Origin of the sequence: Oryzobacter terrae (genome assembly GCF_042756445.1) — a bacterium.
Lineage (GTDB): Bacteria > Actinomycetota > Actinomycetes > Actinomycetales > Dermatophilaceae > Oryzobacter > Oryzobacter terrae.
The window spans coordinates 3,480,720-3,506,421 of sequence record NZ_CP170578.1; the positions used below are offsets into that span (position 1 = coordinate 3,480,720).

The 25,702-nt window shown below is 74.4% G+C and carries 19 protein-coding genes; 13 read left to right on the forward strand and 6 right to left on the reverse strand.

The genetic code is table 11. From position 1 onward, the window contains the following. Nucleotides 1-44 precede the first annotated feature (44 nt). Both ACFWN3_RS16695 and ACFWN3_RS16700 read right to left on the reverse strand, forming a co-directional pair. Nucleotides 45-869: a class I SAM-dependent methyltransferase gene (locus tag ACFWN3_RS16695; RefSeq protein ID WP_377641524.1), complete on the reverse strand. Its 825-nt coding sequence runs from the start codon at nt 867-869 to the stop codon at nt 45-47. Between the two features lie 40 nt (nt 870-909). Continuing rightward, nucleotides 910-2,844, reverse strand: coding sequence for an acyltransferase family protein (locus ACFWN3_RS16700; RefSeq protein ID WP_377641526.1), 1,935 nt, complete (start codon nt 2,842-2,844; stop codon nt 910-912). A gap of 298 nt (nt 2,845-3,142) precedes the next feature. On the opposite strand from ACFWN3_RS16700, the gene ACFWN3_RS16705 reads away from it, so the two are divergent. The 3 genes from ACFWN3_RS16705 to smc all read left to right on the forward strand — a co-directional run bounded on the left by ACFWN3_RS16705 (nt 3,143) and on the right by smc (nt 7,793). After that, complete coding sequence (locus ACFWN3_RS16705; protein ID WP_377641528.1) at nt 3,143-3,472, forward strand: acylphosphatase; 330 nt, start codon at nt 3,143-3,145, stop codon at nt 3,470-3,472. Nucleotides 3,473-3,554: 82 nt separating this feature from the next. Beyond that, nucleotides 3,555-3,881 (forward strand): chorismate mutase, encoded by a 327-nt coding sequence (locus ACFWN3_RS16710; protein ID WP_377641530.1) that lies wholly within the window; start codon nt 3,555-3,557, stop codon nt 3,879-3,881. Nucleotides 3,882-4,220: 339 nt separating this feature from the next. Next, entirely contained in the window at nt 4,221-7,793 is a 3,573-nt protein-coding gene (smc, locus tag ACFWN3_RS16715; protein ID WP_377641532.1) for a chromosome segregation protein SMC, read from the forward strand. A 48-nt stretch (nt 7,794-7,841) separates the two neighbouring features. On the opposite strand, the gene lepB is transcribed toward smc, so the two are convergent. Next, the gene (gene lepB / locus ACFWN3_RS16720; RefSeq protein WP_377641534.1) at nt 7,842-8,558 is read right to left on the reverse strand and encodes a signal peptidase I; all 717 of its coding nucleotides are present in this window, start codon (nt 8,556-8,558) and stop codon (nt 7,842-7,844) included. 72 nt (nt 8,559-8,630) lie between these two features. On the opposite strand from lepB, the gene ACFWN3_RS16725 reads away from it, so the two are divergent. From ACFWN3_RS16725 to ftsY, 3 genes are all read left to right on the forward strand, one after another. Next, nucleotides 8,631-8,858 carry a hypothetical protein gene (locus tag ACFWN3_RS16725; RefSeq protein WP_377641536.1) on the forward strand — a complete coding sequence of 76 codons (228 nt, stop codon included), beginning with the start codon at nt 8,631-8,633 and terminating at the stop codon, nt 8,856-8,858. Between the two features lie 75 nt (nt 8,859-8,933). Continuing rightward, on the forward strand, nt 8,934-10,886 hold the full coding sequence (locus ACFWN3_RS16730; RefSeq protein WP_377641538.1) for a M13 family metallopeptidase: 1,953 nt from the start codon (nt 8,934-8,936) through the stop codon (nt 10,884-10,886). Nucleotides 10,887-10,925: 39 nt separating this feature from the next. Beyond that, nucleotides 10,926-12,137, forward strand: coding sequence for a signal recognition particle-docking protein FtsY (ftsY, locus tag ACFWN3_RS16735; RefSeq protein ID WP_377641540.1), 1,212 nt, complete (start codon nt 10,926-10,928; stop codon nt 12,135-12,137). Between the two features lie 2 nt (nt 12,138-12,139). On the opposite strand, the gene ACFWN3_RS16740 is transcribed toward ftsY, so the two are convergent. Further along, nucleotides 12,140-14,269, reverse strand: coding sequence for a hypothetical protein (locus ACFWN3_RS16740; protein WP_377641542.1), 2,130 nt, complete (start codon nt 14,267-14,269; stop codon nt 12,140-12,142). Between the two features lie 221 nt (nt 14,270-14,490). Here ACFWN3_RS16740 and ACFWN3_RS16745 point away from each other — a divergent pair, with 221 nt between their 5' ends. From ACFWN3_RS16745 to ACFWN3_RS16765, 5 genes are all read left to right on the forward strand, one after another. Next, nucleotides 14,491-15,909 (forward strand): ammonium transporter, encoded by a 1,419-nt coding sequence (locus tag ACFWN3_RS16745; protein ID WP_377641544.1) that lies wholly within the window; start codon nt 14,491-14,493, stop codon nt 15,907-15,909. Beyond that, the gene (locus ACFWN3_RS16750; RefSeq protein ID WP_377641546.1) at nt 15,906-16,244 is read left to right on the forward strand and encodes a P-II family nitrogen regulator; all 339 of its coding nucleotides are present in this window, start codon (nt 15,906-15,908) and stop codon (nt 16,242-16,244) included. Before ACFWN3_RS16745 ends, ACFWN3_RS16750 begins: the two co-directional genes overlap by 4 nt. A gap of 3 nt (nt 16,245-16,247) precedes the next feature. Beyond that, a complete protein-coding gene (locus ACFWN3_RS16755) occupies nt 16,248-18,647 on the forward strand; it encodes a [protein-PII] uridylyltransferase (RefSeq protein WP_377641548.1) in 2,400 nt (799 codons plus the stop codon). 136 nt (nt 18,648-18,783) lie between these two features. After that, nucleotides 18,784-20,412 (forward strand): signal recognition particle protein, encoded by a 1,629-nt coding sequence (gene ffh, locus ACFWN3_RS16760; RefSeq protein WP_377641550.1) that lies wholly within the window; start codon nt 18,784-18,786, stop codon nt 20,410-20,412. Next, entirely contained in the window at nt 20,409-21,272 is an 864-nt protein-coding gene (locus ACFWN3_RS16765; RefSeq protein ID WP_377641552.1) for an alpha/beta fold hydrolase, read from the forward strand. Before ffh ends, ACFWN3_RS16765 begins: the two co-directional genes overlap by 4 nt. Before the next feature lie 51 nt (nt 21,273-21,323). Here the strand turns inward: ACFWN3_RS16765 and ACFWN3_RS16770 are convergent, their stop codons facing one another. Both ACFWN3_RS16770 and ACFWN3_RS16775 read right to left on the reverse strand, forming a co-directional pair. Next, entirely contained in the window at nt 21,324-22,619 is a 1,296-nt protein-coding gene (locus ACFWN3_RS16770) for an MFS transporter (protein ID WP_377641554.1), read from the reverse strand. After that, nucleotides 22,612-23,193: an ArsR/SmtB family transcription factor gene (locus tag ACFWN3_RS16775; protein ID WP_377641556.1), complete on the reverse strand. Its 582-nt coding sequence runs from the start codon at nt 23,191-23,193 to the stop codon at nt 22,612-22,614. The genes ACFWN3_RS16770 and ACFWN3_RS16775 overlap by 8 nt, the downstream gene beginning before the upstream one ends. Before the next feature lie 94 nt (nt 23,194-23,287). Here ACFWN3_RS16775 and ACFWN3_RS16780 point away from each other — a divergent pair, with 94 nt between their 5' ends. Further along, a complete protein-coding gene (locus ACFWN3_RS16780) occupies nt 23,288-24,376 on the forward strand; it encodes an amidohydrolase family protein (RefSeq protein ID WP_377641558.1) in 1,089 nt (362 codons plus the stop codon). Between the two features lie 281 nt (nt 24,377-24,657). Continuing rightward, on the forward strand, nt 24,658-25,695 hold the full coding sequence (locus ACFWN3_RS16785) for a sulfate ABC transporter substrate-binding protein (protein ID WP_377641560.1): 1,038 nt from the start codon (nt 24,658-24,660) through the stop codon (nt 25,693-25,695). Nucleotides 25,696-25,702 lie beyond the last annotated feature (7 nt).

The window sequence follows — 25,702 nt, forward strand, 5'->3', positions numbered from 1 at the left end:
GACACCGGCGCGGCGGGCGAGGGCGGCCCCCACCGGCGGCCCGTTCAGGGCCGGGCGACGGTCACCCGCACGTCGGTCCACCACTGCAGCCGCCCTTCGCGCTCGCGCCGTTCGAGCATCGGGTGCACCCGGCTGCGGACGGCCTCGAGCGTGCCGTGGGCCTCGTGCTGCTCGAGGAGGACGCGCATGCCCTGCGACCGGGTCCACGTCCACCAGTGCTCGGCGTCGTCGAACTCGAGCTCGACCCGCAGCCCGGTCGTCGAGACGTCGCCGTAGCCGTGGTCGGCGAGGAACGCCTCCAGGGTGTCGATGGAGGCGAACGGGCCGCCCGAGACCGCGTCGCGGGGCGGGCGTGCGTCCTCCGGCAGGGTCTCGGAGACCGCTCCGAGCACCTCGTCCCATGACGCGTCGCCCGCTCCGAACCACGTCAGGCCGAGGCGGCCCGTCGAGGAGAGCTCGGTGCGGTAGCGGTCGACTGCCGTCGCGAGGTCCGGGAGGAAGAACAGCACCAAGCCTGCCTGGACGACGTCCCACGGTCCGGCGGGCGGGTCCTCCGCGTCGCGGACCTCGGCGGTGAGCCACGGCAGCTCGACGGCCTGCGTGAGGAGGCCCTCGACCATGCGGGGGGCCAGGTCGATGGCGTGGACGGTGCCCTCGGGCCCGACCGCGTGGGCCGCCCGGAGGGCACTGGCGCCGCGCCCGCATCCGACGTCGAGCACCCGCTCGCCGGGTCGGGGGGCGGTGCGGGCGACCAGGGCGTCGGCGATCGGCCCGAAGAACTCGAGCCCGACCTGGTCATAGCTCTCGGCGGCGCGGTCGAAGACGCCGGCGATCCCTGCCTTGCGCTCGTCGGCGGAAGGGGTTCCCATGCCTCGCAGTCTGGCCGTTGCGAGCCTCGGTGACGAGGGGTCAGGGGAGGGGGAGCGCCTTGAGGGTGACGGGCTTGCCGGTGCGCCGCTCGGAGAGCTCGGCGAGCGCGGCACGGATGGTTTTGGCGTAGAGGTGCGCGCCCGTGAGGCTCGGGTGGATGCCGTCGGGCTGGAGCTGGCCCCGGGTGCCGTCGAGCGCGGCGTCCCAGTCGGCGACGGCGACGTTCTCGCGGCCCTGGGCGAGGTCGCGCAGCTCGGTGTTGTCGGCGTCGATCCGGCTGAAGGGTCCGTGGAGGGTGACGAGGACGACCATGCGGTCGGGGCCGATGGCGTCGAGGGAGCGGCGCACCGCGGCGGCGTCGGTGCCGGCGTTGGTGCCGAAGGCGAGGACGACCGCCCTCCGCAGTCCGTCGCCGCGGGCGTCGACGAGCCCGCCGGCCGCCGACCACCGACGGTTCGAGCGCGCGTCCATCCGGACCTTGGGCAGGTAGTACCGCAGCGCGTGGCTGGAGGCGACGACCATCGAGTCGCCGAGGACGTCGACCTCGCGGCCCTCGGGCATCGACCAGTCCTGGCCGGCCGCCGCGGGCTCGGCCGCCGTCGACGCCGTCGTCGAGGGGGCGGTGCTCGGGGCGGGGGCGGGGTCCTGACGGGTGAGGGCCGCCTCGTTGGCGCGGATCAGCTCCTCGGTGGAGGTGCGGTCGGGCGCGGTGAGGAGGACGACGAGCGTCGCGACCGTGACGACGGCGATGACGCCCCAGATGACGCGCGCGCCGCGGGTGCCGAGCGCCCGCAGCCGGCGGAGGGCCTCGCGGGCCGTGCCGGCGAAGCCGCGGCGCCGCACGGGGACCTCGACGAAGCGGTACGACAGGTCGGCGACGGCCAGGGTCACGACCAGCGCCCAGAGGCGGGTCAGGACGTAGGCCGTGCTGCCGCGCGCCTCGGGCATGTCCTGGGCGACGACGAGGACGACGGGCCAGTGCCACAGGTAGATCCCGTAGCTGCGGGCGCCGACCCAGCGCGCGGCCGGCAGCTCGAGGACCGCGCGCAGGCGGCCGGGGCGCTCGACGACGACGAGCACGAGGGCCGTCGTGGCGAGGGACGCGAGGGCGATGCCGCCGCGGAAGGTCCAGGCGGAGGTCTCGGAGGCGGTGACGATGAGACCGCCGAGGACGGCGAGGGCGACGCCGGCGACGGTGCGGCGGTGGCGTTCCCACGTGGCGGTGGCGGTCCAGGCCCGGTGCGGCGCGGCCCAGGCGAAGGCGAGCGCGGCGCCGAGCATGAGGCCGGCGAGGTGGGTGTCGGTGCCGAAGTAGACGCGGGTGGGGGAGTCGGGGTCGAGCCGCAGGGCCATGAGGAGCGCCGAGGCCACCGCGGCGGCGAGGGCGACGGCGGCGCGGACCTCGGGTCGGCGGACGGCGGTGACGAGGGCGAGGAGGGCCAGCGGCCACAGGAGGTAGAACTGCTCCTCCACCGCCAGCGACCAGAGGTTCATGAACAGCTGGGGCGCGGTGGACTCGAAGTAGTCGGAGCCCGCGGCGATCTCGAGCCAGTTCGAGGTGAAGGTCGCCGCCCCGAGGACCTGGCGCTCGATGCCCACGAGGAGGTCACCCTCGGTGAGCCGCGCGAGGAGGACGGAGGAGGGGACCAGGACGAGCAGGGCCGGCAGGAGGCGGCGGGCGCGGCGGGTCCAGAACCCGCGGAGGTCGATGCGTCCGGTGGCCGCGCGCTCGCGGAGCAGGAGCGTGGTGATGAGGAAGCCGGAGACGACGAAGAAGACGTCGACGCCGAGGAAGCCGCCCGGCAGCCACGTGGCGTCGAGGTGGAAGAGCAGGACCGCGGCGATGGCCAGGGCCCGGAGGCCGTCGAGGCCGGGGAGCCGGGTCGGGCGGGGGCGCGGGTGGGAGCCGTCGGGGGCCGTCGACGGCGCGGGGTGGGGGCCTGGACGGGTCCCCTGAGCCTCCGCGGTGCTCATGGCAGCAACGGTAGGGGCCGGTGGTGACACTGTGACGGAGGCGCGCTCGTGGGACGGCGTCCTCCTCGCGGTCGAGGTGGTCGGGGGGTGTGGCGCACCGGCCGGACACCTCGACCGGCAGGGGGAGCGGCGGTCATTGGGCGCGTCGGGTCGAGGTGAGGTCCGGCCCTCGCCGAGGTCCCCCTCACCTACCCCGCGACGCTGCGCTGGTTCGAGGTGTTCAGGTGGCCCGGCGGCCCGGCCGGATACCTCGAACCGCGATGGGGTCGAGGTCCCGGTGGGTTCCTAGGATCGGAGAATGGTGGAGGACGAGGGCGGCAGCGACGGCGGCTCGGGCGAGGGCGGGGTGTCGCGGGTCGCGGTGTTCGTCCGGGGGTCGGTGCAGGGCGTCGGGTTCCGCTGGTGGACGCGCGCCCGCGCCCTCGAGCTCGGCCTCACCGGGTTCGCCCGCAACACGGCCGACGGACGGGTGGAGGTCGTCGCCGAGGGGCCGCGCGACGCCCTCGAACGGCTCCTCGACCTCGTGCGCGAGGAGCCCTCGACCGCGCGCCGCCCCGGGCGCGTCTCGACGGTCTCGACACCCGCGTGGTCCGACCCCCGAGGGGAGACCGGCTTCCGCGAGCGCTGACGCCACCGCCCGAGGGCGTCGCGGCGGACCGGGTGGTGGACGGAGCGCGACCACGAGGGGCGCGGCTTCCTACGATGGCGGGGTGAGCGACCTCCCTCCCGAGCTGGCGCGACTGCGCTCGAGCATCGACAACATCGACGCGGCGCTCGTCCACCTGCTCGCCGAGCGGTTCAAGTGCACCCAGGCCGTCGGGGAGCTCAAGGCCGCGGCGGGCCTGCCGCCGGCCGACCCGGGGCGCGAGGAGGAGCAGGTGTCCCGGCTCCGGGCGCTCGCCGACGAAGCCGGCCTGGACCCCCAGTTCGCCGAGGCCTTCCTCGCCTTCATCATCGCCGAGGTCATCCAGCACCACGAGCACATCGCCGGCTCCGAGGACCCCTCCGCCTCAGCGGTCGACCCGTACCCGCCGTGACCTATCGGTCGACCCGCGTACGGGGTGCGGGCGACCATCGGCGCTCCGGCGTACCTGTCGTGACCTATCGGTCGATGCAGGTACGGGTGGCTCGGGATGGGGGAGGGGCCGAACCTGGGACACGATCGCCCCATGGGTCGGATCTGTCCCGGGTGGCGGGGGTCCGGGCCGGACCGGATGCAGCAGGGGCTGCCTCAGGAGGCACAGGCATCACACCTGTCACAGGCACCACCGGGCGCCGTCGTCGTCCCGGCCCGACGCGCCCCCGGCGGTAGAGTCGCCCGCGACCCGGCCGCCCCCGGGGGGACCCCGAGCACCGACGAGAGCTGACCACGCCGCATGTACCTCAAGACGCTGACCCTCAAGGGGTTCAAGTCCTTCGCCTCGGCGACGACGATGCGCCTCGAGCCCGGCATCACCTGCGTCGTCGGCCCCAACGGGTCGGGCAAGTCCAACGTCGTCGACGCCCTCGCCTGGGTCATGGGCGAGCAGGGCGCCAAGAGCCTGCGCGGCGGCAAGATGGAGGACGTCATCTTCGCCGGCACCGCGGGCCGCCCGCCGCTCGGCCGCGCCGAGGTCAGCCTCACCATCGACAACACCGACGGCGCCCTCCCCATCGACTACACCGAGGTGACGATCACCCGGACGATGTTCCGCGGCGGAGGCTCCGAGTACGCCATCAACGGCACGTCCTGCCGCCTCCTCGACGTCCAGGAGCTCCTCTCCGACAGCGGGCTCGGTCGCGAGATGCACGTCATCGTCGGCCAGGGCCAGCTCGACACCGTCCTGCGCGCGACCCCCGAGGAGCGGCGCGGCTTCATCGAGGAGGCCGCGGGCGTCCTCAAGCACCGCCGCCGCAAGGAGAAGGCCCTCCGCAAGCTCGAGACGATGGAGGCCAACCTCACCCGGGTCCAGGACCTCACGGGCGAGATCCGCCGCCAGCTCGGCCCCCTCGGTCGCCAGGCCGAGGCCGCCCGCCGCGCCGCCGTCATCCAGGCCGACGCCCGCGACAGCCGCCTGCGCCTCCTCGCCGACGACCTCGTCCAGCTGACCTCCGTCCTCGAGCAGGAGGTGGCCGACGAGACCGCCCTCATCGAGCGCCGCACCGCCGTCGAGGACGCCCTCGCCGACGTCCGCCAGCGCCTCACCGACGTCGAGCGCCGCGGGGCCGACGCCGCCCCCGAGCTGACCCGCGCGCAGGAGCGCTTCGTGCGCCTCCAGAGCCTGCGCGACCGGATGGAGTCCACGGGCTCGGTCGCCGCCGAGCGGGTGCGCCTGCTCAGCCAGGACGAGGAGCACGAGAGCACGAGCGGCCGCGACCCCGAGGAGCTGCGGGCCCAGGCCGCCCAGGCCCGCGAGGCCGAGACCGCGCTCCTCGCCGAGGTGGCCGCGACCACCGAGGAGCTCGCCGCCGCCGTCGCCGCCCGCGAGGGGGCCGAGAGCGCCTTCGCCCAGGAGCAGGCCCGCCTCGCCCGCCTCGCCCGCGCCGCCGCCGACCGCCGCGAGGGACTGGCCAGGCTCGCCGGCCAGGCCGGTGCCCGCCGCAGCCGGATCGAGGCCGGGGAGGCCGAGATCGGGCGCCTGCGCGGCATCGTCGAGGCCGCCCGCGCCCGCGCCGCCGAGGCCGAGCGCGAGTTCAGCGGCCTCGAGGGCAGCGTCGCCGTCGAGGAGGAGGGCGAGGAGGGCCTCGACCACACCCACGAGGTCGCCGCCGCCCGCCTCGCCGCCGCCGAGACCGAGGTCGAGCGCCTCGTCGCCGAGGAGCGCGAGGCCGAGCGCCAGCGCAGCTCGAGCGCGGCCCGCCTCGAGGCCCTCGAGCTGAGCCTGCGCCGCAAGGACGGCGCGGCCACCCTCCTCGCGGCCGCCGACGACGACCACGGGGTCGTCGGCACGGTCGCCTCACTCCTCCACGTCTCCGGCGGTCACGAGGCCGCCGTCGCCGCAGCGCTCGGCTGGGCCTCCGAGGCGCTCGCCGTCCCGACCGCCGACCACGCCGCGCGCGCCATCTCCAGCCTGCGCACCGACGACGGCGGCCGCGCCGCCCTCCTCGTCGGCGGCACCGCGACCCCGAGCGACCCCGGCGGCTGGCCCGCCCTCGACGGCGACGCCGTCTGGGCCCGCGACGTCGTCAGCGCTCCCGACGACGTCCGCCCCGCGGTCGAGCAGCTCCTCGACCGCGTGGCCCTCGTCCCCACGGCCGCCCACGCCGTCGCCCTCGTCGCCCGCCGCGAGGGGGTCACCGCGGTCACGGCCGACGGCGACGTCTTCGGCCCGGGCTGGGCCCGCGGGGGCAGCAGCGCCGGCGAGAGCCTGCTCGAGATCCAGGCCGCCGTCTCCGACACGCGCACCGCCCTCGAGGACGCCACGGGTCGCGCCGAGCGGGCCCGCTTCGCCCTCGCCGCGGCCCGCGACGAGGCCCGGGCCGCGGAGGCCGACGTCGAGTCGGCGCTCGAGGCGCTGCACGAGTCCGACGCCCGGATGGCCGCCGTCGCCGAGCGGCTCGGCAGCCTCGGCGCCACCGTGCGCACCGCGAGCGCCGAGGCCGACCGCACCGAGCGGACCATCACCGACGCCATCGCCCGGCTCGAGACCGACCGCACCGAGCTCGAGGCCCTCGAGACCCGGCTCGAGGAGGCCCAGGCCGAGCCCGCCGAGGAGACCGACGAGCCCGCCACCGACGAGCGCGACCGCCTCGAGCTCGCCGCGAGCCGGGCCCGCACGGCCGAGACCGAGCTGCGCCTCACCCTGCGCACCCGCGAGGAGCGCGCCCGCGCACTCAAGGGTCGCGCCGACTCCCTCGAGGGCGCCGCCCGCAACGAGCTCGCCGCCCGGGAGCGGCTGCGCGAGCGCCGCGAGCGCCGCCGCCGGGAGGCGACCGTCGCCGAGGCCGTGCGTGCCGCCGCCGTCCACGCCGTCGGCCGGGTCACCGCGGCCCTCGCCGTCGCCACGACCGCCCGCGACGCCGCCGAGGCCGAGCGACTCCGCCGCGACCAGGAGGCCTCGGCCCTGCGCCGCGAGCTGACGAGCGTCCAGGACGAGCTGCGCGACCTCACCGACACCGCGCACCGCGACGAGATGGCGCGCGCCCGTCAGGTCGCCCGCATCGAGACCCTCCAGGCCAAGGCCGTCGAGGAGCTCGGGATCGACCCCGAGGTCCTCGTCGAGGAGTTCGGCCCGCACCAGCTCGTCCCGCACGTCCCGGGGCCGGGGGAGGACCCCGCCGGGGCGCCCGAGCCCGCGCCCTACGTGCGCGAGGACCAGGAGAAGCGGCTGCGCCGGGCCGAGCGCGGCCTGCAGGCCCTGGGCCGGGTCAACCCGCTCGCGCTCGAGGAGTTCGCCGCGCTCGAGGAGCGCCACACCTTCCTCACGACACAGCTCGAGGACCTCAAGCGCTCCAAGCGCGACCTGCTCGACATCGTCAAGGAGGTCGACGAGCGCGTCGAGGAGGTCTTCACCGAGGCCTTCCACGACACCGAGGCCCAGTTCGAGCGGGTCTTCGCGCGCCTGTTCCCCGGCGGCGAGGGGCGGCTCGTCCTCACCGACCCCGGCAACATGCTGACGACGGGCATCGAGGTCGAGGCCCGCCCGCCCGGCAAGAAGGTCAAGCGGCTCAGCCTGCTCAGCGGCGGCGAGCGCTCCCTCGTGGCGGTGGCCCTGCTCGTCGCGATCTTCAAGGCGCGGCCGAGCCCGTTCTACATCATGGACGAGGTCGAGGCGGCGCTCGACGACACCAACCTCGGCCGCCTCATCACCCTCTTCGAGGAGCTGCGCGACTCCAGCCAGCTCATCGTCATCACGCACCAGAAGCGGACGATGGAGGTCGCCGACGCGCTCTACGGCGTCTCGATGCGCGGCGACGGCGTCACCACGGTGGTCTCCCAGCGCATCCGCGACGTCGCCGCGAGCGCCTGAGGGAGCTCGCGCGGCGCCGGCCCGGGCACGCGCCCGAGGAGACCCGGCCTACGGACCGTGCGGCAGCCCGCCGACGTCGGCGAGCGGCCAGAACCGCAGGACGACGGGTCCGACGACGCGCTCGGTCGGCACGAGCCGGACGCACTCGGGCCCGTCGGCGGCGCCGCGGCAGCCGATGACCGAGTCGGCGGACTGCGAGCGGTGGTCGCCGAGGACGAGGAGGTTCGCCGCGGGGACGGTGATCTCGGGGAAGCAACGGGTGGAGCGCGGGCTGCTCGCGCAGTCGAGGCTGCCCGCGGCGAAGGGCAGGTCCTCGTACACGTAGGGCTCGTCGAGGGCCTCGCCGTCGACGGTGACCCGCCCGTCGGAGGAGCAGCACGCGACCTGGTCGCCCGGCAGCCCGATGACCCGCTTGACGGTGTACGCGGTGCTGCTCGGCCCGATGCCGGTGAGGTCGCCGAACCAGCGGGCGACCGTGACGAGGGGGTTCGAGGAGCCGGGCAGGCTGCGCTCCTGCCACGTCTCGCCGTGGCCGAAGACGACGACGTCCCCCCGGCCCACCGAGCCGTCGAGCCGGTTGACGAGGATGCGGTCGCCGACCCGCAGCGTCTCCTCCATCGAGCGCGACGGGACCCCGAACGGCTTGACGAGGAAGGCCTGCACGAGGGCGACGGCGACGAGCGCGAGGACCACCTCGGTGAACATCGGGAGACGTCGGCGGGGCCGTGTCGTCGCCCCGTCCGACGCGGCGGGCGCGGTCGTCACAGGCGCCACTCTAGGTGCACCCCCAGAGGCTGTCGATTTGGTCCCCACCTGCGCGTCCGCGAGAATCGACCCATGGTCACGGTCGTGCTGGGGATGTTGTTCTGCGTCGGTCTGGCGGTGGCCGTCATGGCCCTCGTCGCGGTTCCCGCACGGCGGGCCGGGCGCGACGTCCTCACCGAGCGGGGCGAGGACGTCCTCGGCTCGATCCGCGACAGCCGCCTCACCCCGGGCCGGTCCGCGGAGGCGAACGAGGCCGCCGACACCGTCGAGCGCGCCGAGGTCGTGGGCGCCCGCGCCTGACCGACGCCGGCCCGATCCGGGGTCACGGGCGTGTGGTTCGATGGGCCGAGACCGCCCCGTCCGACAGGAGCCCGCGTGAACTCCGGCATCGACCACTCCGGCGTCGACCTCGACGTCCGCCCCCAGGACGACCTGTTCGCCCACACCAACGGGCGCTGGGTCGCCACGACGACCATCCCCGCCGACCGGGGTCGGTACGGCAGCTTCGACGCGCTGCGCGAGGCCGCCGAGGAGCACGTCCGGGGCATCATCGAGGAGGTCGCCGCGGGGTCGCCCGCGCCGGGCACCGTCGCCGCGAAGGTCGGCGACCTCTACGCCAGCTTCATGGCGCAGGACGCCGTCGAGGCCCTCGGGGCGACGCCGCTCGCCGACGACCTCGCCGCGGTGCGCGCCGTGCAGGACGCGGCCGACGTCGTGGCCGCCACCGGCCGGTTCGGCCGCTCGGGGGTCGGCGGCTTCGTCATCCCGTTCGTCAACACCGACGACCGCGACCCCGACCGCTACGTCGTCTACCTCGAGCAGGCGGGCCTCGGCCTGCCCGACGAGTCGTACTACCGCGACGACGACCACGCCGCCAAGCGCGAGGCCTACGTCGGCCACGTCGAGCGGATGCTCGCCCTCGCCGGCTGGGACGACCCGGCGGGTGCGGCCGACCGGGTCATGGCCCTCGAGACGCGGATCGCGGCGGGCCACTGGGACAAGGTCACCAACCGCGACCCGGTGAAGACCTACACGCTCGTCGACCACGCCGGCCTCGACGCCCTGGCCCCCGGTGTCGACTGGACCGGCTGGGCGCAGGCGCTCGGTGCCGACGAGGGCGCCCTGGAGGCCGTCGTCGTCCGCCAGCCCGACCACCTCGCCTCCATCGCGGCGGCCCTGTCCGACGAGCCGGTCCAGGCCTGGCGCGACTGGCTGGCGTGGCACGTCGTGCACGCCCACGCGCCCTACCTGTCGACCGCGTTCGTCGAGGAGAACTTCGACTTCTACGGCCGCACCCTCTCCGGCGTCCCCGAGATGCGCGAGCGCTGGAAGCGCGGGGTGTCCCTCGTCGAGGAGGCGCTCGGCGAGGCCGTCGGCCAGCTCTACGTCGAGCGGCACTTCCCGCCCCGCTCGAAGGAGCGGATGGTCGAGCTCGTCGACAACCTCATCGAGGCGTTCCGGCAGAGCCTGTCGGCCGTGCCGTGGATGGGTGACGACACCCGCCGCGAGGCCCTGGCCAAGCTCGGGCAGTTCACGCCGAAGATCGGCTACCCCGAGCGCTGGCGCGACTACGGCGCCCTCAAGGTGTCGGCCGACGACCTCCTCGGCAACGTCCGCCGTGCGGTGGCCTTCGAGGTCGACCGCAACCTCGCCAAGCTCGGCGGCCCCGTCGACCGCGACGAGTGGTTCATGACGCCGCAGACGGTCAACGCCTACTACAACCCCGGGCTCAACGAGATCGTCTTCCCCGCGGCCATCCTCCAGCCGCCGTTCTTCGACGTCGAGGCCGACGACGCCGTCAACTACGGCGGCATCGGCGCCGTCATCGGTCACGAGATCGGCCACGGGTTCGACGACCAGGGCTCGCAGTTCGACGGCACCGGCACGCTGCGCAACTGGTGGACCGACGACGACCGTTCGGCCTTCCAGGCCCTCGCCGACGCCCTCATCGCCCAGTTCTCCGACCTCGAGACCCGCGACGCCCCCGGCCGCAAGGTCAACGGCGCGCTGACCGTCGGCGAGAACATCGGCGACCTCGGCGGCCTGACGATCGGCCACCGGGCCTACCGCATCTCGCTCGACGGCGCCCCGGCCCCGGTCCTCGACGACCTCAGCGGCGACCAGCGGTTCTTCCTCGGCTGGGCACAGGTCTGGCGCGGGGTGGCACGGCGCGAGGAGGCCGAGCGGCTCCTCGTCCTCGACCCGCACGCGCCGATGGACCTGCGCGCCAACGCGGCCCGCAACCTCGACGAGTTCCACGAGGCGTTCGACGTCACCGAGGGCGACGGCATGTGGGTCGCCCCCGAGGAGCGGGTGCGGATCTTCTAGCGGTTTGGGGCCGCGCGGCCCTGCTGGAAGGATGGGCGGGTGAGCGCCATCGACACCCTCTGGGAGTACCTCGCCGTCGCCGTCGGCATCATCGTCGTCATCGGCGGGATCGCCCTCGGCCTGCTGCGCGGGCGCGGGGGCCGGACCCACGACCTCCCGCCGACCCCGTCGCACCCGCCGGCCCACGGCGGGTCGGCGATCGACGTCGACGAGCCGCTCGAGGGCGCCATCGGCACCATCGAGTCGCCCGACGACCTCGACCTCGACCTCGAGCCGGAGGTCGACGTCGCGCCGGCCCCGGCGCCCACCCCCACGATCGAGCGGCCCGACGCCCCGGCCGGCCGGCTGCGGCGCCTGCGGGCGCGCCTCGCCCGCTCGAACACCGCCCTCGGCAAGGGCCTGCTCGCGCTGCTCTCCGGCGGCAGGCTCGACGAGGCGGCGTGGGAGGAGGTCGAGGACACCCTCCTCGCCGCCGACCTCGGCGTCGGCGCCACGACCCAGCTCGTCGACGCCCTGCGCATCCGGGTGGCCGCCGAGGGCGCCACCGACGAGGCCACCGTGCGCGGCTGGCTGCGCGAGGAGCTCCTCGCCCTCGTCGACCCGTCCATGGACCGTTCGCTCGTGTCCTCGCGCGTCGACGGACGCCCCGCCTGCATCCTCGTCGTCGGGGTCAACGGCACCGGCAAGACGACGACGGTCGGCAAGCTCGCCCGGGTCCTCGTGGCCGAGGACAAGGACGTCGTCCTCGGCGCCGCCGACACCTTCCGCGCCGCCGCGGCCGACCAGCTCGCGACGTGGGGCGAGCGGGTGGGCGTCCCCACGGTGCGCTCCGACCGCGAGGGCGCCGACCCCGCCGCCGTCGCGTTCGACGCCGTCAGGGCCGCGGCCGAGATGGAGGCCGACGTCGTCATCGTCGACACCGCCGGTCGGCTGCAGAACAAGACCGGCCTCATGGACGAGCTCGGCAAGGTCAAGCGGGTCATCGAGAAGCAGAGCCCCGTCGACGAGGTCCTCCTCGTCCTCGACGCCACGACCGGCCAGAACGGCATGCGCCAGGCGCAGGTGTTCGGCGAGGTCGTCGGCATCACCGGCATCGTGCTCACCAAGCTCGACGGCACCGCGAAGGGCGGCATCGTCGTCGCGGTCCAGCGCGAGCTGGGCGTCCCGGTCAAGCTCGTCGGCCTCGGCGAGGGTCCCGACGACCTCGCGCCGTTCGACCCCGAGGCCTTCGTCGACGCCATCCTCGACTGAGGTCAGGCCCCCGGCCGCCGGCGCCGGCGCGACGCCAGCCCGGCGAGGACGGCCCAGACGAGCCCACCGAGCACGGCCGTCGCGATGGCCGCGAGCTCGACCGTCCAGCCCGGCGGCCGCCAGCGCACCGTGACCGTCGACCCGGCGGACCCGGCGGGGACCTCGACCCGGACGAGCATGTCGTCGAGCGGCGCCGCGAGCCGTGCGCCCTCGACCGTGTACCCCGGCCACGCGAGCCGGCTCAGGGTCACCATCCCTCCCTCGGGCGCCACCCCGGTGACCCGGAGGTCGACCTCGCGGTCGGAGACGCGCTCCGCGGACACGGTGGTGCCCGCGGTCGTGGCGACGACGCCCCCGGCGGTCGGGAGCGGCTCGTCGCGCGTCCACACGACCGTGTGCTGGGTCTCCTGCGTGACGCTCCACCCGTCGGGAGCGCTCGCGAGGTCGGTGTCGGGGAAGGACGGGCGGAAGAGCACGAGGGTGCTCACCGACAGCAGGTCGACCCACGGCTCTCCCGTCGTGGGCTCGTCGGCCAGGACCCGGGCGAGGGCCTTGCTGCACGTCGCCCCGTTGAACATGCGGCAGAACCGGTCGCGGAAGGCCGTGAAGCTGATCGTCGTGTAGCCGTTCTGGACGTCGTGCGGGTCGAGGTACCACGACGCGCCGATGAGCAGGTCGTCGGCGATGGAGGGCTCGCGCACGACCCGGCCCACGGCGTTGCCGAGCACCATGACGTCGCCCTCGGCCGACGGGATGCGGCCCGCGTACTGCGCGGGCGCGGCCGGCATCCGCCGGTCCTCGGCGCCGGGTCGCGGGTTCACGACGAGCTGGAAGGCGAGGACGGCGAGGGTCGAGGCGAGGACGACCCCCGTGGTCAGCCAGGCGCGGCGCAGCCGCAGCGACCACGCCGCGACGACGAGGGCGGCGACGACGAGCAGCGCCCCCGCGCCGGCCGCCTTCAGCTGCTCGGGCTCGCGCGCGACGACGACGTACCCCGCGGCGAGCACCCACACGACCGACAGGACGAGGCGCCCGCGGGGGACGCGCTCGGGCAGGCACCGCGAGGCGATGACGACGAGGAGGACGACGAGCGGCACGGCGAGGGCGGGGAGCACCCGCGACGGCCAGCGCAGCGGGCCGATCGCGCTCGGCCCGAGGATCCACACGACGAGCACGAGCAGGGCCACTCCGGCGCCGACGAGGTCGCGCGCCGATCCCCGCAGCCGCCGGAGGTCGAGCCAGAGGAAGGCCGGCAGCAGCCAGGCGACGTAGTAGCGCCGCGGCTGCGGCAGCATCGACACGAGGAAGCCCTGCGCGTCCCAGGTGCCGCGGCCCTCCCCGAGGACCTCCCACGAGCCGCGGCCGGTGACCGGGGCCGTCAGCAGTCCCGGCAGGTACACCGCCACGGTGACCAGGCCGCTGACGACCCCCAGGCCGAGGACGGTGAGGACCTCGCGGCGGGAGCGGGTGAGCGCGGCGTCGACGAGGCAGCCGAGGAGGATGATCGCGAGGTACAGCGCGCAGAAGACGTACCCGACCGAGACGACGAGGTAGCACAGGACGAGGGCCCACACCGGGCTGCGTCCGGCCATCGCACGGCGGGTGGCCCACCACGCCCACGGCAGCAGCGCCACGCCGATCTGCCCGTTGACCCACGAGGGCCAGTCGGCGAACACCGACTGGGCGGTCAGGCCCACGACGAGCCCGCCCACGACGGCGAAGGGCACGCGCGCCCCGTAGTCGCGCGCCACGAGGTAGGTCCCCGTCCCGCCGAGGACGACGAGGCCGATCTTGAGGACGGTGACGAAGACGACGAGGTCGGGGACCACGGTGGCGAGCACCCCGATGAGGATCGTCAGCGGGCTGAACAGGCCCCACTGCCCCTCGGCGACGTAGTTGCCGGCCTCCCAGGCCAGCGGCTCCATGAGGGGCAGGTCGCCGGCGAGGACCCGCTCGCCGAGGTGGTACCACCACCCGACGTACGCGATCTGGGTGTCGCCGCGGAAGTAGAACCGCCCGACCCGCACCAGCGGCAGGAGCGCGGCGACGACGAGCGCGAGGACGAGGACGACCGGTCCGGCCGACGCCCGCCACCGTTCCGCCCGTCCACGCGCACTGGGGGTCGCGGCCACGGCTGAGGATAACAACGCGACGGCCCGCGCCGGGGGAGGCCGACCGGCCCCCCGGAGGCGTGGTGGGCGAGCGCCGCGTCGCCCTCCGCCGGACACCCGGTCTCACCATCCGGGACCGCACCCGACCCGAAACCCGATGTTGACACCCGCCGGCCCTTTCGCAACATCCCGGAAACACGACACGGCCGGGGGCGAAACGCCGCGCCGTCACCGTTGTCGTCATGAGCACAGCACTGATGCCCCTCGCGGAGGCAGCAGAGACCGTCGACTACGCGTCAACCGCGTTCGTCATCCTCTGCGCCTCCCTCGTCCTCCTCATGACGGTCCCCGGTCTCGCCCTCTTCTACGGCGGCATGACCCGGGCCAAGTCCGTCCTGAACATGATGATGATGTCGTTCGGCGCCATGGGCGTCGTCGGCATCATCTACGTCCTCTACGGCTACTCGATGTCCTTCGGCAGCGAGAACGTCGCGGGGATCATCGCCAACCCCTTCGAGAAGTTCGGCCTCGCCAACACCGACGCGATCATCAACCCCTTCGGCTACGAGGGCTACGGCAACATCCCCGAGCTCGCGTTCGTCGGGTTCCAGCTGACCTTCGCGGTCATCACCGTCGCGCTCATCAGCGGTGCGGTGGCCGACCGCGTCAAGTTCTCCACCTGGATGGTCTTCTCCGCCCTCTGGGTCACCTTCGCCTACTTCCCGATCGCGCACATGGTCTGGGGCGGTGGCCTGCTCTCGGGCGCCGAGACCAGCCTGTCCGGCCTCGTCTTCGGCACGACCGACGGCGCCGCGAACGTCGCCCCGATCGACTTCGCCGGTGGCACCGTCGTCCACATCAACGCCGGCATGGCCGGCCTCGTCCTGGCGCTCGTCGTCGGGCAGCGGCTCGGCTTCGGCAAGACCGCCATGCGTCCGCACAACGTGCCGCTCACGATGATCGGCGCCGGGCTCCTCTGGTTCGGCTGGTTCGGCTTCAACGCGGGCTCCGAGCTCGCGGCCGACGAGACCGCCGCCCTCGTGTGGATCAACACCACGGCCGCGACCTGCGCCGCGATGCTCGGCTGGCTCGTCGTGGAGAAGTTCCGTGACGGCCATGCCACCTCCGTCGGCGCCGCCTCCGGTGTCGTCGCCGGCCTCGTCGCCATCACCCCGGCCTGTGGCGCGCTCAGCCCGCTCGGCTCGATCGTCCTCGGCGTCGTCGCCGGTGGGCTCTCGGCCCTCGCCGTCGGCCTGAAGTTCCGCTTCGGCTACGACGACTCGCTCGACGTCGTCGGCGTGCACCTCGTCGCCGGCCTCTGGGGCACCATCGGCGCGGGCCTGCTCGCGACGAGCGGTGGCCTGTTCTACGGTGACGGCTTCGACCAGACGGGCGTGCAGATCCTCGTCGCCCTCGGCTCCCTCCTCATCTCCGGTGTCGTCACCCTCGTCATCGCCCTGGCCCTCAAGGCGACGATGGGCTGGCGGATCCCCGAGGACGTCGAGGTCGCCGGCATCGACCAGGCCGAGCACGCCGAGTCGGGCTACGACCTCGTCTCGCGCGGCGGTCGGATGGGGGTCACCGGATTCGGTGCCCAGCACGACGCCCGCCACCACGACGAGACCTCCTCCTCCAAGGACCTCGAAGGAGCCACCTCATGAAGCTCGTCACCGCGATCATCAAGCCGCACCAGCTCGACGAGGTGAAGGAGGCCCTCGAGGCCTTCGGCATCCAGGGCATGACCATCAGCGAGGCCCACGGCTACGGCCGCCAGCGCGGGCACAGCGAGGTCTACCGCGGTGCGGAGTACACCGTCGACTTCGTCCCGAAGTCGCGCATCGAGGTCCTCGTCGACGACATGGACGCCACGTCGGTCGTCGACGTCATCCTCAAGGCCGCGCAGACCGGCCGCATCGGTGACGGCAAGATCTGGGTCGTCCCCGTCGAGGACGTGGCCCGGGTCCGCACCGGGGAGCGCGGCGTCGAGGCGATCTGACCGATGTCCACCCCCTCGAGCGAGATCGGCTCCAGGCGGCTCGACCTGGCCGGCACCCGCGACTTCGCCGTCGCGGGTGCCGGCCGGGCGCGCCGGGAGGCCCTCTCCGCGTTCAACCGGGACTGGCTCGCCGACGTCTGGCGGACGGCCACCGGGGGATCGCGCATCGAGGGGGTCGCCCTCGCCGCCGTCGGGAGCCTGGGCCGCGGCGACGCCGGCCCGCTCTCCGACTACGACCTCGTCCTGCTCCACTCCGAGCGCTCGCTGCCCGCGAAGGAGCTCACCGCGCTCGCCGACCGCATCTGGTACCCGATCTGGGACGCCGGTGTGCGCCTCGACCACAGCGTCCGCACGGTGAGCCAGTGCCGCCAGGTCGCCGCCGGTGACCTCACCGCCGCCGTCGGGCTGCTCGACCTCACCCCGCTCGCCGGCGACGCCGAGCTCGTCGCCGCGGCCCGCTCCACCGTCGCCCACGACTGGCGGGGCAACGCCCGCAAGCGGCTGCCCCAGCTCGTCGAGGCCGTGCTCGCCCGCCACCAGCGGCAGGGCGACCTCGCGCAGTCCATCGAGCCCGAGCTCAAGGAGGCCCACGGCGGCCTGCGGGACATGACCGTCCTCAACGCGCTCGCCGAGGCCTGGCTGGCCGACCGCCCCCACGGCGGGGTCGACGCGGCCCACGGGCTCCTCCTCGACGTCCGTGACGCCGTCCACGTCGTCACCGGCCGCGGGCGCGACCGCCTCGGCCGCGAGGAGCACGACGCCGTCTCCGCCCTCCTCGGCCACTCCGACGCCGACGACCTCCTCACCGCGGTCTCCTCCGCCGGGCGCCTCATCGCGTACGCCCTCGACGGCACGCTGCGCCGCGCCGGCCAGTCGCAGCGGGCGCGCACCCTGCGCGTCGGCCCGCGCCGCCCCCAGATGACGCCGCTCGGCCACGGCCTGTTCGCCAGCGACGGTGAGGTCGTCCTCGGCTCCGCCCGCCTCGCCGAGGCCGACGCGACGATGCCGCTGCGCGCGGGGGTCGTCGCCTCGCGGGCCGGGCTGCCCGTCGCCCCGGCCACCCTCGACAACCTCGCGAGGACCTCCCCGGAGCCCACCGAGCCGTGGACCACCGCGACCCGCGACCTCCTCGGCGACCTCCTGGCGTCGGGGCCCGGCCTGGTGACCGTGTGGGAGGGGCTCGACCAGGTCGGCGTCGTCGACACCTGGCTGCCCGAGTGGGCCGCGGTCCGCTCCCGCCCCCAGCGCAACGCGGTGCACCGCCACACGGTCGACCGCCACCTCGTCGAGACCGTCGTGCGCGCCGCCGGGCTCGTCCGCCGGACCTCGCGCCCCGACCTGCTCCTCGTCGCCGCCCTGCTCCACGACATCGGCAAGGTCCGGGGGGCCCACGACCACTCCGTCACGGGAGCCGAGACGACCCGCGTCGTCGCGACCCGGTGGGGCTACTCGCCGCGCGACGTCGACGTCCTCGTCACCCTCGTGCGCGAGCACCTCACCCTCATCGAGCTCGCGACCCGACGCGACCACCAGGACCCCGCGACCGTCGACGCCGCCGTCGCCGCGGTCGGCGGGGACCGCGAGGTCTTCGAGATCCTCCTCGCCCTCACCGAGGCCGATGCCTCGGCGGCCGGGCCGCTGGCCTGGACCGACTGGCGGGCCACCCTGCTCGACCAGCTCGCCGTCGCCGTGCGCCTCCGGCTCGACGGCCACACGACGTCGGCCGTCGACGCCGCCGCGTCGGACTCGCCCGACGGCCCGGCGTCCCTGCCCGAGGAGCTCGTCGCGGCCGTCCGCGCCGGCGAACCGCGGGTGCGGGTCATCGACAACGGCGGCTCGCACCGCCTCGACATCACCGACCTCGACCGCGTCGGCCTGTTCGCGGACACCGCCGGGCTCCTCGCCGCCGAGGGTCACACCGTGCGCACCGCCATCCTGCGCACCGTCGAGGGGATCGCCGTCAACGAGTGGCACGTCGAGTCCCCGAGCGGCGCGGTGCCCGACCCCACCCGCATCGAGCGCGGCCTGGGTCGCCTCGCCCTGGGCGACCGGGGGCCGCTGTCGACCCTCGACCGGCGGCGGGCCCACCTGCCACGACCCTCCGGGCAGAGCGGGCTCGGGGCCCCGGGGCAGGCGCGGGCGCTCGTCGTCCCGGGCGCCAGCAGCGACTCCACCGTCCTCGAGGTCCGCGCCCAGGACCGCCCGGGGCTGCTCCACGAGCTCGGGGCGGCGCTCGCCGGTGCCGGGATCTCGGTGCGCTCGGCGCACATCGCCACCTACGCCGGCCAGACGCTCGACACCTTCTACCTCACGGGCACCGACGACCTCCCGCTGCCGCCGGCCCGGGTCGCCCAGGCCGTCAGCCTCGTCATCGACACGTGCGACGGCGTCGACCCCTCCTGAGCCTCCCCTTTCCCGCCTGATGCCGGAACCTCCGGTGGGGCAGGGGAACCTTCGGGGTGTCCGACCGGAGGTTCCGGTGACCCGGCCCCGCGGGCAGCCGTCGGGGCGGGATCCCTCCAACCGTTAGGCTTCTGCGGTGTTCACGAGCCTGTCCGACCGCCTGACCGCGACCTTCAAGAACCTCCGCACCAAGGGCCGCCTGTCGGAGTCCGACGTCAACAAGACCGTCCGCGACATCCGGATGGCCCTGCTCGACGCCGACGTCGCGCTGCCGGTCGTCAAGGAGTTCACCCACAAGGTCCGCGAGCGGGCCCTGGGTGCCGAGGTCAGCGAGGCGCTCAACCCGGCGCAGCAGGTCGTCAAGATCGTCAACGAGGAGCTCGTCGCCATCCTCGGCGGCGAGACCCGCACGCTGCGCTTCGCCAAGAACCCGCCCACCGTCATCATGCTCGCCGGCCTCCAGGGCTCGGGCAAGACGACCCTGGCCGGCAAGCTCGCGACGCATCTCAAGGGCCAGGGCCACACCCCGATCCTCGTCGCCGCCGACCTCCAGCGCCCCAACGCGGTCACCCAGCTCGAGGTCGTCGCCCAGCGCGCGGGGGTGCCGGTCTTCGCCCCCGAGCGGGGCAACGTCGGCGGCCACGACGCCGTCAGCGGCGGCACCGAGGGCACCCGCTCGTACGGCGACCCCGTGTCGGTCTCGCGCGCCGGCATCGCCGAGGCCCGCGCGAAGCAGCACGACGTCGTCATCGTCGACACCGCCGGCCGCCTCGCCGTCGACGCCGACCTCATGCAGCAGGCCGCCGACATCCGGGCCGCGATCGAGCCCGACGAGGTCCTCTTCGTCATCGACGCGATGATCGGGCAGGCCGCCGTCGAGACGGCCGAGGCCTTCCTCGAGGGCGTCGACTTCACCGGCGTCGTCCTCTCCAAGCTCGACGGCGACGCGCGCGGTGGCGCCGCGCTGTCGGTCGCCTCGGTCACCGGGCGGCCGATCATGTACGCCTCCACCGGTGAGGGCCTGGGCGACTTCGAGGTCTTCCACCCCGACCGGATGGCGTCGCGCATCCTCGACATGGGTGACGTCCTCACCCTCATCGAGCAGGCCGAGAAGGCGTTCGACCGCTCCGAGGCCGCCGAGATGGAGCGCAAGTTCCTCGCGGCCGAGGACTTCACCTTCGACGACTTCCTCCAGCAGATGGCCGCCATCAAGAAGATGGGATCGCTGAAGTCGATCCTCGGGATGATGCCCGGCATGGGCCAGATGAAGGCCCAGATCGACGCGTTCGACGAGAAGGAGTTCGACCGGGTCGAGGCCATGGTCCGCTCGATGACCCCGTTCGAGCGCAACCACCCCAAGCTCATCAACGGCTCCCGCCGCTCGCGCATCGCGAAGGGGTCGGGCGTCACGACCTCCGAGGTCAACTCGCTCCTCGAGCGGTTCGGCGAGGCCCAGAAGATGATGAAGCAGCTCGCCCGCGGTGGTGGCATGCCCGGGATGCCGGGGATGCCCGGCGGCGGGTCCGGCCCCGGCAAGCGCGGCCGGCAGCAGCAGCCGCAGCAGCGCAGGAAGTCGAAGTCGGGCAACCCGGCCAAGCGCGCCGCCGAGCAGCGGGCGGCCGCCGCCGGTGGCGGACCCAAGGCGCCGGCGGGCGGCGCGTTCGGCGGTGCCGGTGCCGGGCAGGACGCGGCAGCGCCGTTCGACCCGTCCTCGATCGACCCGGCACAGCTGCCCAAGGGCTTCGAGAAGTTCCTCGGGACGTGAGCGAGGGCGACGCCGCCACACGGCTGTTCACGACCTCGGTCGGTTCGGCCGGCCCGCGCGTCGCGTTCCTCCACGGGCTGTTCGGGCAGGGCCGCAACTGGACCCAGGTGGCCAAGGCCGTCGCCGGACCCGACGGGACCGGAGCGCGCTGCCTCCTCGTCGACCTCCCGGACCACGGGCGCTCACCGTGGTCGCAGGAGTTCTCGTACGAGGGCTACGCCGCCGAGGTCGCCCGGGCCCTCGAGGCCGCGGCGCCGGGGGAGCCCTGGGTCGTCGTCGGGCACAGCCTCGGCGGCAAGGTCGCCATGGTCCTCACCCTGACCCACCCGCGGCTCGTCGCGAGCCTCGTCGTCGTCGACATCGCCCCGAAGGACTACGGCGACCTCGACCGCTTCCGCGGCTACATCGACGAGATGCGCGCCCTGCCGCTGTCCGAGCTGACGAGCCGCGCCGACGCCGAGAGCCGCTTCGACGAGCCCGACCCGGCCGTCAAGGCCTTCCTCCTGCAGAACCTCCGCAGGTCCGGCACCCGGTGGTCGTGGCAGGCCAACCTCGCGCTCATCGCCGCTGACGCCGAGCGGGGTGGTGAGTCCGACATCGCGGACTTCCCTGTGCTGCAGGCCGACCCGTGGCAGGGCCCGGTCGTGTGGCTCGTCGGCTCGGCGTCGGGCTACGTCCGCGACACCGACGTCGCGACGATGCGCGGCCTGTTCCCCCGCACCCGCCTCGTCACGGTCAACGGCGCGGGCCACTGGGTCCACAGCGACGCCCCGCAGGTCGTCACCGAGACGGTCCGACGGGTCGTGCGCGCCGCGGGCGGCGGCCGGCGGACTGTCGACGACCAGCCGACCGGCGGCTAGCCGGGGGTCGGCCGCGCCCCGGCCCCGATGACGGAGAGGCTCCGGCTGCGGTCAGGCGGGGTTCGGGTCCTCGAGGTCGTCGACCGAGCGGATCGCGATCACCGGGGACCGCAGCAGCCAGAGCACGCCGAGCGCGCCGCCGACCCCGCCGACGACGAGCGTGGGTCCGGTGCCCACGACGCCCGCGAGGACGCCGCCGAGAGCCGCACCCAGCGGCCGGACGCCGTAGTTGACCGTCGTGAAGGCGCCCTGGACCCGGGCCCGCACGTCGTCGGGGATGACGGCGGCCATCACGGCGTTGAGGTTGACGTCGAGGAGCATGACCCCGAAGCCGCTGACGGCCTCCACCCCGGCGAGCACCGCGGCCCTGGCGAGGGTCGAGCCGCTCGCGAGGGGGACGAGGGCCATCGGCGCCGTGAAGAGCAGCGTCCCGAGGGCGATGGTGCGCCCCGTGCCGATCCACCCGGCGATCCGCCCGGCGGTCACCGCCCCCAGGAGCGCGCCGGCCGACCCCACGCCGAGGGCGATCCCGATGGTCGCGGCGCCGAGGTCGAGGTCACGGGCCGCGAAGACGACGAGCAGCGCGCTGACCATGATCGTGAAGAGGTTCACCCAGGCCACGCAGCGCAGGGCCGGAGCGAGGACCGGGTGCCGCACGACGACCCGCATCCCCTCGGCGAGGCGCGTCCTCAGCGGGACGTCCTCGTCGGTGACGGGCGGAGGCGTCTCGGTGACGTCGACCCGCCGCAGCAGCAGGGCCGAGAGGAGGAAGGACACCCCGTCGACGGCGAGGGCGAAGGGTGCCGTGAGCACCTGGACGAGCCCGCCCCCGACGGCGGGTCCGACGATGAACGAGCCCGAGCGGGTCGCACTCATCAGGCTGTTGGCCTCGACGTACTGGTCGCGCCGCACGAGGGCGACGAAGAACGGCTGCCACGCCGAGCGGAACAGGGTCGACCACGCCCCGAGCAGGCCGGCGACGACGAAGAGCTGGGCGAGGGTCAGGACCTCGAGCAGGGCGGCCGCGGGGACCGTGAGGACGACGACGGCGCGGGCCAGGTCGGCCCCGACGAGCAGGGGGCGCTTGCGCGGTCGGCGGTCGACCCACGCGCCCACGACGAGGGCGACGAGGTTGGGCAGCCAGATGACGGCCGACAGGAGGCCGACCTCGGTGGCGCTCGCGTCGAGGACGGTGACGGCGACGAGGGGCACGGCCAGCTCGGACACGCGGTCCCCGAGCTCGGAGACCGACTGCGCCGACCAGGACGTGAGGAAGCGCCGGTCTCGCCGAAGGGGGCGCCGCACCGGCGGCGCGGCCGCTCCGGCGAGGGCCTCCGGCTCAGGCATCACCGTCCTCCGCGTCGGGGAGGGTGTAGCGGACGAGGCGCACCGAGCGGGCCCCGGCCGGCGCCGAGGCGGGGTCGTCCTTGCGCAGCACGTAGGGGGCGAGCAGCTCCTCGACCCGTGCCTCGATGGCGGCGGCCTCCTCGAGGGTGACGAGCACCCGGGTGCTGGCCCGGACGGCGACGTCGAGCCACGCCTCGGGGAGGGTCGGCTCGACGTCGCGCTCCCAGTCGGCGAGGACGTCGCCGTCGGCCTCCTCCATGACCTGGCGCAGCACGTGGGCGGCCTCCCGCGCCCCGGGAGCGGTGGGGGAGAAGCGCACCCCGCGGCTCGCGGCCTCCCACCAGCGCTCGCGGCCGGTTCCCCGCCCCTGCGTGTCACGCACGAGGCCGTGGGCGGCGAGGTGGCGCAGGTGCCAGCTCGTGACCGACGGGGTCGCGCCGACCGCGGGGGAGAGGCGGGTCGCGGTGCTCGGGCCGTGGCGCTGGAGCTCGCTGAGGACGCGCACCCGCACCGGGTGGGCCAGGGCGCGCATGCCGGTGGCGTCGAGCTCGATGTCGCCGTAGGGGTTGGCCACGGGGTGCCTCCTGTCCGCAGAACGTGAGAGAAATGTATCGAGAGAGTTCTCTCACGTCCAGCCGGTGACGAGGGGTGCCGGTTAGGGTCGGGCCATGGCACAGGTGCTGCACCTCACCGGACCGGTCCTCGTCGGGCGGGAGGAGGTGCGGCCGCAGGCCTGGGTCGTCGGCGGGCGGATCACCTACGACCGGCCGGCGGGCGAGCACGAGGTCACCCGCGTCGACGGCTGGGTCCTCCCCGGCCTCGTCGACGCGCACTGCCACGTCGGCCTCGACGCCCACGGCGCCGTCGACCGCGAGACCGCCGAGGCGCAGGCCCTCGGCGACCGCGACGCCGGGACCCTCCTCATCCGCGACGCCGGGTCGCCGTCGGACACCCGCTGGGTCGACGAGCGTGCCGACCTGCCGCGCATCGTCCGGGCCGGTCGGCACATCGCCCGCACCCGTCGCTACATCCGTGACTACGCGTGGGAGGTCGAGCCCGAGGACCTCGTCGAGCGGGTCCGGACCGAGGCCCGGGCCGGCGACGGGTGGGTCAAGCTCGTCGGCGACTGGATCGACCGCGACGCCGGCGACCTCACCCCGTGCTGGCCCGCCGACGTCCTCGCCGAGGCGGTCGCCGCGGCGCACGAGGAGGGGGCGCGCGTCACCGCACACTGCTTCGGGGAGGAGTCGCTCGTCGACCTCGCGGCGGCCGGGACCGACTGCGTCGAGCACGCGGTGGGGCTGGTTCCGGACACGATCGAGGCCTTCGCGCGCCAGGGCATCGCGATCGTGCCGACGCTCGTCAACATCGACACCTTCCCCGCCATCGCCGAGCCCGCGAAGGAGAAGTTCCCGGGGTACCACGCGCACATGCTCGACCTCCACGCGCGCCGGTACGACACCATCGCGGCCGCCCGCGACGCGGGCATCGCCGTGTACGTCGGCACCGACGCCGGCGGCTCGCTGCCGCACGGGCTCGTCGGCCAGGAGGTCGAACGGCTGACGAGGTGCGGGTTCAGCGCCCTCGAGGCGCTCGACGCGGCGACGTGGGGGGCCCGAGCCTGGCTCGGCCGCCCCGGCATCGAGGAGGGTGAGGAGGCCGACCTCGTCGTGTACGCCGCCGACCCCCGCGAGGGCGTCGGCGTCCTCGCCCACCCGACGGCCGTCGTCCTGCGCGGAGCCGTCGTCCGCGGCTGACCCCCGCCCGGCCCTCCCTCCCGGCGCGTGTGCCGAGGTGGTCGCCGGGGCGACCACCTGAGCACACGCCGCGGGGAGGCTCGGGCTCGTGTGCCGAGGTGGTGGCCCCGGCGACCACCTGAGCACACGCGACGATCCCACCGCGCGTGTTCACATCGCGAGACATAAGGCGACGTTATTTGACCGATAACCTAGCCCTATACAAACTCCTACTCATCGCATAGGAAAGCGCCGTCACGGCGCCTCGCCCCACCCCGGGGTCACACACCAGGAGCACCCAGATGAGCAGGAACCGCATCGCCCTCGCCGCCGTCGCCGTCAGCGCGTCGATGGTGATGTCCGCCTGTGCCGGCGGTGGGGCCAGTGACGTCGCCGGGGCGGACGCCTCTCCCGCGGCCGAGGGCGCCGCGACGAGCACCATCAACCTCTACGCGTACGCCGTCCCCAAGGTCGGCTTCGACAAGCTGATCCCCGCCTTCCAGGCGACCGAGGCGGGCAAGGGCGTGCAGTTCCAGCAGTCCTACGGCGCGTCCGGCGACCAGTCGCGCAAGGTGGAGGCCGGCGCCGAGGCCGACTTCGTCAACTTCTCGGTCGAGCCCGACGTCACCCGCCTCGTCGACGCCGGCCTGGTCGACGCCGGCTGGAACGCCAACGCCGACAAGGGGCTTCCCTTCGGCTCGGTCGTCACGATCATCGTGCGCAAGGGCAACCCCAAGGGCATCAAGGACTGGGACGACCTGCTCCAGCCCGGGATCGAGGTCGTCACCCCCAACCCGTTCTCCTCCGGCTCGGCGAAGTGGAACCTCCTCGCGCCGTACGCCGCGAAGAGCAACGGTGGCGCCGACCAGGCCGCCGGCCTCGCGTACATCACCGAGCTCGTCGGCGAGCACGTGAAGATCCAGCCGAAGTCGGGCCGCGAGGCCACCGAGTCCTTCCTCCAGGGCAGCGGCGACGTCCTGCTGTCCTACGAGAACGAGGCGCTGTTCATCGAGCGCAAGGGCGACCCGGTCGAGCACGTCACCCCGCCGCAGACGTTCAAGATCGAGAACCCCGCGGCCGTGGTGAGCAAGGGCAAGAACGCCGAGAAGGCCCAGGCGTTCAACGACTTCCTCTACACGCCCGAGGCGCAGAGGCTCTGGGCCGAGGCCGGCTTCCGCCCGGTCGACGCCACCGTCGCCAAGGAGTTCGCGAGCGACTTCCCCGAGCCCGAGAAGCTCTGGACCATCGACGACCTCGGTGGCTGGAAGACGGTCGACGGCTCGCTGTTCAAGAAGGACGTCGGGTCGATCGCCAAGATCTACGACGCCGCCACCCAGTAACGAGGCA